The 12,282-nt window shown below is 72.2% G+C and carries 9 protein-coding genes; all 9 read left to right on the plus strand.

The features are described 5' to 3' along the window. Positions 1–13 precede the first annotated feature (13 nt). The 9 genes from Q9R28_RS00770 to ftsZ all read left to right on the plus strand — a co-directional run bounded on the left by Q9R28_RS00770 (position 14) and on the right by ftsZ (position 12,279). Complete coding sequence (locus Q9R28_RS00770; RefSeq protein ID WP_311205285.1) at positions 14–1,639, plus strand: UDP-N-acetylmuramoyl-L-alanyl-D-glutamate--2,6-diaminopimelate ligase; 1,626 nt, start codon at positions 14–16, stop codon at positions 1,637–1,639. Beyond that, positions 1,636–3,132, plus strand: coding sequence for a UDP-N-acetylmuramoyl-tripeptide--D-alanyl-D-alanine ligase (murF, locus tag Q9R28_RS00775; protein ID WP_311205286.1), 1,497 nt, complete (start codon positions 1,636–1,638; stop codon positions 3,130–3,132). The genes Q9R28_RS00770 and murF overlap by 4 nt, the downstream gene beginning before the upstream one ends. After that, on the plus strand, positions 3,129–4,232 hold the full coding sequence (gene mraY / locus Q9R28_RS00780) for a phospho-N-acetylmuramoyl-pentapeptide-transferase (RefSeq protein ID WP_311205287.1): 1,104 nt from the start codon (positions 3,129–3,131) through the stop codon (positions 4,230–4,232). Before murF ends, mraY begins: the two co-directional genes overlap by 4 nt. After that, the gene (gene murD, locus Q9R28_RS00785; RefSeq protein WP_311205288.1) at positions 4,222–5,751 is read left to right on the plus strand and encodes a UDP-N-acetylmuramoyl-L-alanine--D-glutamate ligase; all 1,530 of its coding nucleotides are present in this window, start codon (positions 4,222–4,224) and stop codon (positions 5,749–5,751) included. The genes mraY and murD overlap by 11 nt, the downstream gene beginning before the upstream one ends. After that, the gene (gene ftsW, locus Q9R28_RS00790; protein WP_251154934.1) at positions 5,720–7,024 is read left to right on the plus strand and encodes a putative lipid II flippase FtsW; all 1,305 of its coding nucleotides are present in this window, start codon (positions 5,720–5,722) and stop codon (positions 7,022–7,024) included. Before murD ends, ftsW begins: the two co-directional genes overlap by 32 nt. Next, positions 7,021–8,121 carry a UDP-N-acetylglucosamine--N-acetylmuramyl-(pentapeptide) pyrophosphoryl-undecaprenol N-acetylglucosamine transferase gene (locus Q9R28_RS00795; RefSeq protein WP_209683081.1) on the plus strand — a complete coding sequence of 367 codons (1,101 nt, stop codon included), beginning with the start codon at positions 7,021–7,023 and terminating at the stop codon, positions 8,119–8,121. Before ftsW ends, Q9R28_RS00795 begins: the two co-directional genes overlap by 4 nt. After that, positions 8,118–9,545, plus strand: a complete 1,428-nt coding sequence (murC, locus tag Q9R28_RS00800; protein WP_311205289.1) for a UDP-N-acetylmuramate--L-alanine ligase — start codon at positions 8,118–8,120, stop codon at positions 9,543–9,545. The genes Q9R28_RS00795 and murC overlap by 4 nt, the downstream gene beginning before the upstream one ends. Continuing rightward, entirely contained in the window at positions 9,542–10,924 is a 1,383-nt protein-coding gene (locus Q9R28_RS00805) for an FtsQ-type POTRA domain-containing protein (RefSeq protein WP_311205290.1), read from the plus strand. Before murC ends, Q9R28_RS00805 begins: the two co-directional genes overlap by 4 nt. A 191-nt stretch (positions 10,925–11,115) precedes the next feature. After that, the gene (gene ftsZ, locus Q9R28_RS00810) at positions 11,116–12,279 is read left to right on the plus strand and encodes a cell division protein FtsZ (protein WP_066653758.1); all 1,164 of its coding nucleotides are present in this window, start codon (positions 11,116–11,118) and stop codon (positions 12,277–12,279) included. Positions 12,280–12,282: the final 3 nt, after the last annotated feature.

A 12,282-nucleotide genomic window follows, 5' to 3' on the forward strand; every position in this document is an offset into this window, starting at 1 on the left:
GAAGAAGGAGCACTTGTCCGCACGGATCCCCCCGGTCCTCCGACCCGAACACCCGACCCCGAGGAGCGTCGCCGAACTCGCGAACGCGTTCGGCATGCGCGTGGTCGGCTCCGTCGACGCCGTCGAGACGACGGGCGTCACGCTGAGCGCTGCCGAGGTGCAGCCGGGTGACCTGTTCGTCGGCGTGCACGGCGCGAACCGACACGGCGCCCAGTTCGCGACCGAGGCCGCCGAACGCGGTGCCGTCGCGGTGCTGACCGACGCCGACGGCGTCGCACTCGCCGAGCCCTCCGGCCTGCCGGTGCTGGTGGTCGAGGACCCGCGCGCCGCGCTCGGCGACGTCTCGGCGTGGGTCTACCGCACCCACCCGGACGAGGCCACCGACCTGCCGCAGCTCTTCGCGACGACGGGCACGAACGGCAAGACCAGCACGTCGTACATCCTCGAGGGCATCCTCAAGCAGCTCGGCCTGGTCACCGGCCTCAGCTCGACCGCGGAGCGCCACATCGGCTCGCTCAGCGTGACGAGCCGCTTGACCACCCCCGAGGCGAGCGAGATGCACGCGCTCCTGGCCCGCATGCGCGAGTCAGAGGTCCGCGCCGTCGCCGTCGAGGTCAGCGCCCAGGCCCTGAGCCGCCACCGCGTCGACGGCATCGTGTTCGACGTCGCCGGGTTCACGAACCTGTCCCACGACCACCTCGACGACTACGCCGACATGGAGGAGTACTACCAGGCGAAGCTCCCGCTGTTCCAGCCCGAGCACGCCCGTCGCGGCGTCGTCTCGCTGGACACCGACTGGGGGCACCGCGTGGTGCAGGACTCCCGCATCCCCGTCACGACGATCACGGTGCACCCCGAGGTCGAGGCCGAGTGGCACGTCGACATCGTCGAGGCGCACGCCGCCTACACCGAGTTCCGCCTCACCGGGCCCGAGGGGCGCGAGCTCACGACCCGTGTGCCGCTCATCGGCTGGCACATGGCGGCCAACGCGGCGCTCGCGATCGTGATGCTCGTCGAGGGCGGGTTCGAGCTCGGTGCCATCGCGCACGCCCTCGGCTCGAACCACCGGCACTACGCGGACGAGACCGACGAGCAGCCGGTCAGCGCCATCGAGTGCTACCTGCCCGGTCGGACCGAGCGGGTGTCGGGGGACGCCGGCCCGAGCGTCTACGTCGACTTCGGTCACAGCGCCGACGCCTTCGAGAACACGCTGGCGGCCGTCCGGCAGTTCACGCCGGGCAAGGTCCTCATGCTCTTCGGCGCCGACGGCGACCGCGACACGACGAAGCGCGGCGACATGGCGCGCGTCGCCGCCGCGGGGAGCGACATCCTCGTCGTCACGGACCACCACCCGCGCTTCGAGGACGCCGCGTCCATCCGGAAGACCCTGGTCGACGCCGCGCGCGAGGCCTACCCGGACCACGAGACGTACGAGGTCAGCCCGCCCGAGGCGGCGATCCGCACGGCCGTGGGCCTGGTCGGCGACGGGGACTCGATCCTCTGGGCCGGCCCCGGCCACCAGGACTACCGCGACATCGCGGGCGTCCGGACGCCCTACTCGGCGCGTGACGAGGCCCGGCAGGCACTGCGCGAGGCCGGCTGGGAGCCGAACTCCGGCCCGGCGGAGGAGACCCGATGATCGCCCTGACCCTCGCCGAGATCGCCGCCGCGATCGGCGGCGAGCTCGTCAGCGGTGCCCCGGAGCAGGTCGTCGACGGCAGCGTCGAGACCGACTCGCGCCTCGTCGACACCGGCAGCGTGTTCTTCGCGCTGCTCGGGGAGGAGACCGACGGCCACCGCTTCGTGCCGAACGCGGTCGAGGCCGGTGCGGCCCTGGTCGTGACCGAGCGCGCCGTCGACCTGCCCGACGGCGCCGGCACCGCGCAGGTCGTCGTGTCCGACGGCTACGCCGCCCTCGCCGCCCTCGCGCACGAGGTCGTGGCGCGGGTCCGTGCCTCGAGCGCCCACCGCGTCGACGAGCAGGGACGGCCGGCGCCGCTGCGCGTCGTCGGCATCACCGGCTCGAACGGCAAGACGAGCACCAAGAACATGCTGCGCACGATCCTCGAGCAGCACGGTGCGACCGTGGCGCCGCAGGGATCGTTCAACAACCACGTCGGCGCCCCCGTCTCGATGCTCCGCATCACCCACGACACGCGGTTCCTCGTCGTGGAGATGGGTGCCAGCGGCAAGGGGCACATCGCCAAGCTCGTCGCGATCGCCGAGCCGGACGTCGGTGTCGTCCTGAAGGTCGGGCTCGCGCACGCCGGCGAGTTCGGCGGGATCGAGGCGACCCAGCGCGCGAAGTCGGAGATGGTCACCGACCTGCCCGCCACCGCGACCGCACTGCTCAACGTGGACGACGACCGCGTCGCGTCCATGCGTGCGCTCACCGACGCGACCGTCGTCGGCTTCGGCACGTCGGCCGGCGCGGACTACCGCGTCTCCGGCATCGAGACGGACCGCAGCGGTACGCGCTTCACGCTCACCGCGCCTCCCGTCCCGGCCGAGGCCGCCGCGGACCGTCCTGGAGGCACGTCCCCGGTCCCGCAGACCGTCGACGTCCGCCTCGCCATCCTCGGCGAGCACCACGCGATGAACGCGTCGGCCGCCCTCACCGTCGCCCACCTGTGGGGCGTCCCGCTCGCCGCCGGCGCCGAGGCGCTCGCGTCGATGACGCGGGCCGAGCGCTGGCGCATGGAGCTCCTCCAGGGCGGACCGGAGGGCGTGACCGTCATCAACGACGCCTACAACGCGTCGCCGGACTCGACGGCCGCCGCACTCCGCACCCTGGCGCAGGTCGTGCGTCCGGGGGAGCGCTCCGTCGCCGTGCTCGGCGAGATGGCGGAGCTCGGGGAGTTCTCGACGGAGGAGCACGACCGCATCGGTCGGCTCGTCGTCCGTCTCGGCATCGGACAGCTCGTGGTCGTCGGACCCGGCGCCGCGCCGATCCACCAGGCCGCCACCCTCGAGGGATCGTGGGACGGCGAGTCCGTGTACATCGAGGACGTCGACGCAGCCGTCCACGCCCTGCAGGAGATGGTCCGCCCCGGCGACGTCGTCCTCGTCAAGTCCTCGAAGTCCGCCGAACTGCGATTCCTCGGCGACCGCCTCGGAGGTGTCACCGAATGATCGCGCTCCTCGTCGCCGGCGCCGTGGCGCTGGTGTTCACACTGCTGCTCACACCGCTCTTCATCAAGCTGTTCCACCGCCTCGGCTGGGGACAGTTCATCCGTGACGACGGCCCGCAGTCGCACCACACGAAGCGCGGTACCGCCACCATGGGCGGCATCGTCCTGATCATCGGCGCGGTGCTCGGCTACTTCGTCGGACACCTGGTGGGCCGCGACTCGGTCACGCTGTCCGGTCTGCTCGTGCTCTTCCTCATGGTCGGGCTCGGGTTCGTCGGGTTCATCGACGACTTCCTCAAGGTCCGTCGGCAGCGGAGCCTCGGGCTCGGCGGCTGGGCGAAGGTCCTGGGGCAGGTCATCGTCGGCGTCGTGTTCGCGACGATCGCCCTCGTGGTGCCGACCGGCAACGGCAAGCCCCCGGCATCGACGATGATCTCCGCGATCCGCGACGTCCCGTGGTTGGACTTCATGGTCTTCGGAACCGTCATCGGGACGATCCTGTACCTCGCGTGGATCGTGCTGCTGACGGTGTCCACGTCGAACGGCGTGAACGTCGCCGACGGGCTGGACGGCCTCGCCACCGGCTCGAGCATCCTGGCGATCGGGTCGTACGTCATCATCGGGTTCTGGCAGTCGAACCAGATCTGCGGCGGCGTCCGACTCGACGAGAGCACCGCGCACGCCTGCTACAGCACGTCCGACCCGCTCGACCTCGCGGTCGTCGCGGCCGCGGTCTGCGGTGGCCTGATCGGGTTCCTCTGGTACAACACCTCGCCGGCGCAGATCTTCCTCGGTGACACCGGCTCGCTCGGCCTCGGCGGAGCGCTGGCCGGCCTGGCGATCCTCAGCCGCACCGAGCTGCTGCTGATCCTCATCGGTGGCCTGTTCTTCATCGTGACCGGCTCGGTCATCCTGCAGCGCGCCTACTTCAAGATCACCCACGGCAAGCGCATCTTCCGGATGAGCCCGCTGCACCACCACTTCGAGCTGAAGGGGTGGGCCGAGGTGACCGTCGTCGTCCGGTTCTGGATCATCGCGGGGCTCTGCGTCGCGGCCGGTGTCGGGCTCTTCTACCTGGAGTGGATCGCCCGTGTCGGCTGACGCCCGCCTCGAAGGACTCGACAGCTGGTACGCCGAGGGCTGGAAGGGGCTGCGGGTCGCCGTGCTCGGCCTCGGCTCGACCGGCTTCTCCGTCGCCGACACGCTCGTGGAGCTCGGCAGCGACGTGGTCGTCCTCGCGCCGGACGGACCGGCCGACACCGTGGAGCTGCTCGACGTGATCGGCGCCCGGTTCGAGCGCACGTCGCTCGACACCGTGCCGGCCGCCCTCGTGGCCCAGGCCCCGGACGTCGTCGTCGTGTCGCCCGGTCTGCCGCCGCACAACGCCACGGTCCGCTGGGCGGTCGAGCACAGCACCGTGTGGGGTGACATCGAGCTCGCCTGGCGCGTGCGCGACAAGGTCGTCCGTGGCCCGATCGCCGCACCGTGGGTGACCATCACGGGGACGAACGGCAAGACCACGACCACGCAGCTGACGACCGCGATGTTCGCGGCCGCCGGGCTCCGCGCGGTCGCCTGCGGGAACATCGGCGTACCGGTGCTCGACGTCGTCCGTGACCCGGAGGGCTTCGACGTGCTGGTCGTCGAGCTCTCGAGCCACCAGCTGCACTACATGCCCACCTCGGGCGACGGTGCCGTCGTCCCGCTCTCGAGCACCTGCCTCAACATCGCGGACGACCACCTCGAGTGGCACGGGTCCGCCGAGGCGTACCGCGCGGCGAAGGCCAAGGTCTACGAGCGCACCGTGACGGCCTGCGTCTACAACACCTCGGACGAGGCGACCCGTCGCATGGTCGAGGGCGCCGACGTGGTCGAGGGGTGCCGTGCCGTGGGCTTCACGCCCGGGGTCCCCGCGCCGGGCGACGTCGGGATCGTGGACGACGTGCTCTGCGACCGCGCCTTCACCGAGGACCGGCGCAACAGCGCGCTCGAGTTCGCCACCGTGGCGGACCTCGAGCAGGCCGGGCTCGCCAGTCCGCACATGACCATGAACGTCCTCGCCGCGGCCGCCCTCGCGCGTGCCGCCGCCGTCGAGCCCGCGCACATCCGCGCTGCCGTGCAGGGCTTCCGCGCCGACCACCACCGGACCGAGCACGTCGCGACGGCGGACGGCGTCGCCTGGGTCGACGACTCGAAGGCGACCAACCCGCACGCCGCCACGGCATCGCTGGCATCGTTCGAGACCGTCGTCTGGATCGTCGGCGGGCAGTTCAAGGGCGTCGACATCGACGGCCTCGTCGAGCGCTTCGGCCCCACGGCCCGAGCGGTCGTCGTCATCGGGACGGACCGCACACCGGTGCTCGAGGCATTCGCGCGACACGCGCCGACGGTCCCGGTCCTGCAGGTCGAGGCGACGGACACTGATCACGTCATGCCCGAGGCGGTCCGGCATGCCGCATCGGTCGCACGACCGGGCGACACGGTCCTCCTCGCCCCCGCGGCGGCGTCGTTCGACCAGTTCGGTTCGTACGCGGACCGGGGGCGCCGGTTCGCGGCGGCGGTCCACGAACACCTGGGAGGCACAGCCGATGGCGACCACGGATCTTCCGAGCGGCCGTAGCGGCGGCCGCACGACGGGCAGCACCGGACACACGGGAACCGCGTCCGCGGGCGGCGAGCACGCCGGTCCGCAGCGCCGTGCGCGGGGCGCCGTCGTCGCGGTCAAGAACGTCTTCGTCGCCGAGTCGAGCACCTTCTACACGATCCTGGGCGTCACGCTCTTCCTCGTCGTGTTCGGCGTCGTGATGGTGCTGTCGTCGTCGAGCGTCGAGCAGTACGCCGCCACCCACGACTTCTTCGGCGCAGCGTCCAAGCAGGGGCTGTACGCGGTGCTCGGCGTCCCGCTCATGCTCGTCGCGAGCCGCGTCCCCGCGCGTCTCTGGCGGAAGTGGGCGATGCGGATCCTCGCCGCGGCGCTGGTCCTGCAGCTGCTCGTCTACACGCCGCTCGGCATCGAGATCCAGGGCAACCGGAACTGGATCAAGCTCGGCTCGTTCAGCGCCCAGCCGTCCGAGGCCGTCAAGCTCGGCATCGCCCTGGCCGTCGGCGCGATCATCTACGTGAAGCGTGACCGGCTGCGGGAGTGGAAGGAACTGTTCGTGCCGGTCGGCATCGCGACGGTGCTGCCGCTCGGGATGGTGCTGCTCGGCGGTGACCAGGGAACCGCGATGATCATGCTGGTCCTGCTGCTCGGTGCGCTCTTCATCGGGGGCGCGCGGGCGAAGCACCTGCTCGTCATCCTCGGGGTTGTCGCCGTCGTGCTGCCGTTCGTCACGATGGCGTCGGCCTCGCGGCAGTACCGCATCAACGCGTGGCTCTCCGGCTGCACCGACTCGAACCAGTACCAGGACCTCTGCTGGCAGCCCGTGCACGGCATGTGGGCCCTGGCGTCCGGTGGCGTGTTCGGCGTCGGCCTGGGCAACTCGAAGGCGAAGTGGTCGTGGCTGCCCGAGGCGGACAACGACTACATCTTCGCGATCATCGGCGAGGAACTCGGGCTCATCGGCGCCGTGGTCGTGCTGGCGCTGTTCATCGTCCTCGCGGTCAGCATGATCAAGGTCATCCGCCAGTCGGACGACCCGTTCGTCCGGACGGTCACGGGCGCGATCCTGGCCTGGATCATCGGGCAGGCGCTCGTCAACATCGCGGTGGTGCTCGGCCTGCTGCCGGTCCTCGGCGTGCCGCTGCCGCTCATCTCGGCCGGTGGATCGGCCCTCATCATGACCCTCGTGGCGATCGGCGTCGTGCTGTCCTTCGCCCGCGAACTGCCCGGCAAGGGCCGGACCGCGGCACCGCGCGCCGGCTCCGCACCACAGAACGGAGTGCTCCGGTGAGCACCTACCTCTTCGCCGGCGGTGGCACCGCCGGACACGTCAACCCGCTGCTCGCGGTCGCCGACCGGCTGACCGAACAGGACCCGGACGCCCGCGTGCTCGTCCTCGGCACCGCCGAGGGGCTCGAGTCGCGACTCGTGCCGATGCGCGGTTACGAGCTGTTGACGATCCCGCGCCTGCCCTTCCCACGCCGGCTCGACGCCCGGGCGCTCCGGTTCCCCGGCGGCTTCCTCGGTGCGGTCCGACGTACCGAGCGCTTCATCCGCGAGCACGACGTCGAGGTCGTCCTGGGTGTCGGCGGCTACGCGGCGGCGCCGGCCTACATCGCTGCGAAGCGGACCGGGACGCCGATCGTCGTGCACGAGCAGAACGCCAAGCCCGGGCTCGCGAACCGGCTCGCCGCCCTGCTGACCCGGCACGTGGGCCTGACGTTCTCGAACACCCACCTGCGCCACGGACGCGTGGTCGGGATGCCGCTCCGCAGGGAGGTCGAGACGCTCGACCGCCGTGCCGCGCGGGCCGAGGGCCTGGCCGAGTTCGGCCTCGACGCGGAGCGCCCGGTGCTGCTCGTCACGGGCGGCTCGTCCGGTGCGCGGAGCATCAACACGACGGTGAACCGCTCGGCGACGGCGATCGTCGACGCCGGGTGGCAGGTCCTGCACGTCGTCGGCGGCAAGTCCGACATCGGACCGAGCGACCTCGACGGCTACCACGTCCTGCCGTACTGCGACCGCATGGACCTGGCCTACGCCGCGTCCGACTTCGTCGTGTCCCGCTCGGGCGCCGGCATGGTGTGCGAGCTGACGGCCGTCGGGTTGCCGAGCGTGCTCGTGCCGTACCCGGTCGGCAACGGCGAGCAGCGGCACAACGCGGCGGACGTCGTCGGCGCCGGGGGAGCGGTGCTCGTCGACGACGCGGCGTTCACGGACGAGTGGGTGACGTTCCAGCTGCTGCCGATCCTGCGTGACCGTGCGCGGATCGCCGACATGGCCGTCCGAGCCGGCAGCGTCGGACACCGCGACGGGGCGGACCGGATGACGGCCCTCGTGCGCGAGGCCGCGCAGCGCACCAGCACCAGCACCACGGAGGAACGATGACCATCAAGCCGGACCTGACCCAGCCGATCCCGAACGACCTCGGCACGGTCCACTTCGTCGGCATCGGCGGCTCCGGGATGAGCGGCATCGCGCGGATGTTCCTGGCCGCCGGGCACCGGGTCACGGGCAGCGACTCCCGCGAGACCGCGACGACCGGCACGATGCGCGACCTCGGCGCCGAGGTGCACATCGGCCACGACGCCGCGAACCTCGCCGATGCCGACACCGTGGTGGTGACGAGCGCGCTGTGGCCGGACAACCCCGAGCTCCTCGAGGCGCAGCGTCGCGGGCTCCCGGTGCTGCACCGGTCCCAGGCCCTCGCCGCGCTGATCGCCGAGCACCGCCTCGTCGCGGTCGCGGGCGCGCACGGCAAGACCACTTCGACGGGCATGATCGTGACCGCCATGGTCGAGCTCGGCCTCGACCCGAGCTTCGTCAACGGCGGCGTCATCCAGTCGCTCGGCACGAGTTCGGCCCCCGGCGCCGGCGACCTCTTCGTCGTCGAGGCGGACGAGTCCGACGGGTCGTTCCTGCTCTACGACGTCGCGGTCGCGCTCATCACGAACGTGGACGCCGACCACCTCGACCACTACGGCAGCGAGCAGGCCTTCATCGACGCCTTCGTCGAGTTCGCCGCGAAGGCGAGCGAGCGCATCGTCGTGTCGAGCGACGACGCGGGCGCGAAGCGCGTCACCGAGGGCGTGCGGGCACGCGAGCACGCACCCGAGGTCGTCACCTTCGGCGAGGCCGCCGACGCCGACGTCCGCATCGAGCGCATCGTCGAGGCGGCGAGCGTCGAGGTCGACCTGCGCGCCGGCGGGGAACACCACCACATGACGCTCCGGGTGCCCGGCCGCCACAACGCCGTCAACGCGGTGGGCGCCTTCGCGGTGCTCACCGGGCTGGGTGTCGCGCCCGCCGACGCGATCCGGGGGATCGAGGCGTTCGGCGGCACCGAGCGTCGCTTCGAGCTGCACGGTGTCGAGCGCGGGGTCTCGGTGTACGACGACTACGCGCACCACCCCACGGAGGTCGCGGCCGCGCTCCGCGCTGCACGCAACGTCGTCGGCGACGGTCGGATCATCGCGATCCACCAGCCGCACCTGTACTCGCGCACGCGGCTCATGGCCGGCGACTTCGCCCGCGTCTACGAGGAGCTGGCTGACCACACGGTCGTGCTCGACGTCTACGGCGCCCGCGAGGACCCGGAGCCCGGCGTCACGGGTGCCCTCGTGCAGGAGCGCTTCGTGGACCAGTCCAGGGTCGAGTTCCTGCCGGACTGGGACGACGCCGCTGCCCGCGCGGCCGAGGTCGCCCGCGACGGTGACATCGTCATGACGCTCAGCTGCGGCGACGTGTACCGGATCATCCCGCAGGTGCTCGGTGCGCTGCGGCACGACGGCGACGGGGACCGCGCGCAGTGAAGCGTCCCGAGGGCTTCGACGGGCGTCCGGAGGAACCGGAGGCCCCGGCCGACGGTGCCCGCGCCCCGCGGCAGCGCCGTGGTCCCCTGACGTCGCGTCGACCGGCACGCGGCGCGGGGGCGGACGGCCGGGAGGCGCGACCCACCACCGCCCCGCCGGCCCCCGTCGACGAGCCGGTCGCCCCCACCGCCGCGCCAGGTCCCGACGAGCACCGCGCGACGCCGAGATCCTCGTCGAAGCCGCCGTCTGCGCAGGGTCAGCGCGAGCGCGCTGGCGCCCTCGCCGGCGCCGCCGGCCGCCGCCTCGGTGCCGGCTGGTCGACCGTGGCCGAGCGCCTGCGCGAGTACACCCCGGACGAGGACCACGCGGGCAGGACGTCCGCCGCTGCCCGTGACGGCGGCGCCGCGTCGCGCCCCGGTGCGGACACCGCGCCCCGCGGTGCGGGCGCGACCACGGCCGACCCGACGACGGAGGAGCCGGCCCCGGACGACGCGACCGGTGCGGCCACCGTCACCGACGTGATCGACGCGCCCGGTGCTGCCCGCCCGGCGGCCGACGACGAGCACGGGTCCCCGATCGGTGCCGGCGTCCGCGCTGCCGAGACCGCGCGCGAGGCACGGGTGGCGAGGCGTCGCCGGCGGCTGCTCGAGCGGGCCGAGGTGCGGCGCTTCACCCGGCGTGCACGACACCGCCGTGCTGCCTGGATCACCGCGGGCACCGTCGTGGTGGTCTTCGGCGCGTCGATCCTGGTCGCCGTCTACTCACCGCTGATGGCCCTGCGCACGATCGAGGTCCGCGGCACCGAGCGCGTCGACGCGACCGCGCTCCGCCAGGCGCTCTCCGACCAGGTGGGCACCCCGCTGGCCCGCATCGACTTCGGCGAGGTCAAGCGCGACATCGCCGGCTTCCCGCTGATCGAGAGCTACGTCACCGAGGAGGTCCCGCCGCACACCCTCGTCGTGACCGTCACGGAGCGGACGCCCGTCGTCGCCGTCCGTTCGGGGGACTCGTTCGACCTGGTCGACCCGGCGGGCATCGTGGTGCAGTCGTCGCCGGACCGTCCGGAGAGTGTGCCGGTCGCCGACGTGCAGCGCGCCGAGCTCGGCTCGCCGGTGTTCCGGACGATGACCGAGGTCGTGCTGTCGCTGCCGTCGACGGTCCGTCGGCAGGTCACGGACGTCCGGGCGACCACCGCCGACGACGTCACGCTCACGCTCGACGACGGGTCGACCGTGGTCTGGGGCAGCCCGGACGCCTCCGACGCGAAGGCGTCGCTGCTCGCGGCCCTCGTCGCGGACCACGCGTCGCGCGATCCCGACACCGAGGTCGAGTTCGACGTCTCGGCACCGGACAACGGCATCGTCCGCCCGGCGCAGTGACGAGCGGCGGGTCCGACGACCACCGCCGAGCCGCTCGCGGCGGGAATCTCGGCGACGCGATCCGCGACACGCGGCGTGGCGGGGCGACAGCCCGCGGAGCGCACCCGTAGCGTCGTGGAAGCACCGCAACTACCAGCATTGCCCCTGAACTTCAAGTAGAGGTTGAGGGTTCGACCGGAGGCCCGACTGACGTGACCACGAACCACAACTACCTCGCCGTCATCAAGGTCGTCGGTGTCGGCGGCGGCGGCGTGAACGCCGTGAACCGCATGATCGAGCTGGGCCTCCGGGGGGTCGAGTTCATCGCGATCAACACCGACGCGCAGGCGCTGCTGCTCAGCGACGCCGACGTCAAGCTCGACGTCGGTCGTGAGATCACCCGGGGCCTCGGCGCCGGCGCGGACCCCGAGGTCGGCCGTCGTGCCGCCGAGGACCACGCCGAGGAGATCGAGGAGGCCCTCGCGGGCGCCGACATGGTCTTCGTCACCGCGGGTGAGGGCGGCGGTACCGGCACCGGCGGTGCGCCCGTCGTCGCACGGATCGCGAAGTCGATCGGTGCGCTCACCATCGGCGTCGTCACGAAGCCGTTCAGCTTCGAGGGCAAGCGTCGGCAGTCCCAGGCCGAGAACGGCGTCGCCGGACTCAAGGACGAGGTCGACACGCTCATCGTCGTGCCGAACGACCGCCTGCTCGAGATCAGCGACCGTGGCATCTCGATGGTCGAGGCCTTCGCGACCGCCGACCAGGTGCTGCTCGCGGGTGTCCAGGGCATCACCGACCTCATCACCACCCCTGGTCTCATCAACCTCGACTTCGCGGACGTCAAGAGCGTCATGCAGGGTGCCGGTTCGGCCCTCATGGGCATCGGCTCGTCCCGCGGGGCGGACCGTGCGATCAAGGCGGCCGAGCTCGCCGTCGCGTCGCCGCTGCTCGAGGCCTCGATCGACGGCGCGCACGGTGTGCTCCTGTCGATCCAGGGTGGGTCGAACCTCGGCATCTTCGAGATCAACGACGCCGCCCGCCTGGTGCAGGAGGCCGTCCACCCCGAGGCCAACATCATCTTCGGTGCCGTCATCGACGACACCCTCGGCGACGAGGTCCGCGTGACCGTCATCGCCGCGGGCTTCGACGGCGGCGAGCCGGGCGCGCAGCAGAAGGAGCGTCGCTCCAGCTGGGTCGAGGCGGACTCCGGCACGTCGTCCGCGGCGTCGTCGGCCGGCACCGGCGCGATCGAGGACACCGCGACCAGCGCGCCGTCCTGGTCGACGCAGGAGCACGAGGCGCCCGTGCGTCGTGCCGCCGACCCGGCGTTCGACGACGACGACGAGCTCGACGTCCCCGACTTCCTGAAGTAAGCC

The sequence above is a fragment of the Curtobacterium sp. BRD11 genome, from assembly GCF_031844345.1.
GTDB lineage: Bacteria > Actinomycetota > Actinomycetes > Actinomycetales > Microbacteriaceae > Curtobacterium.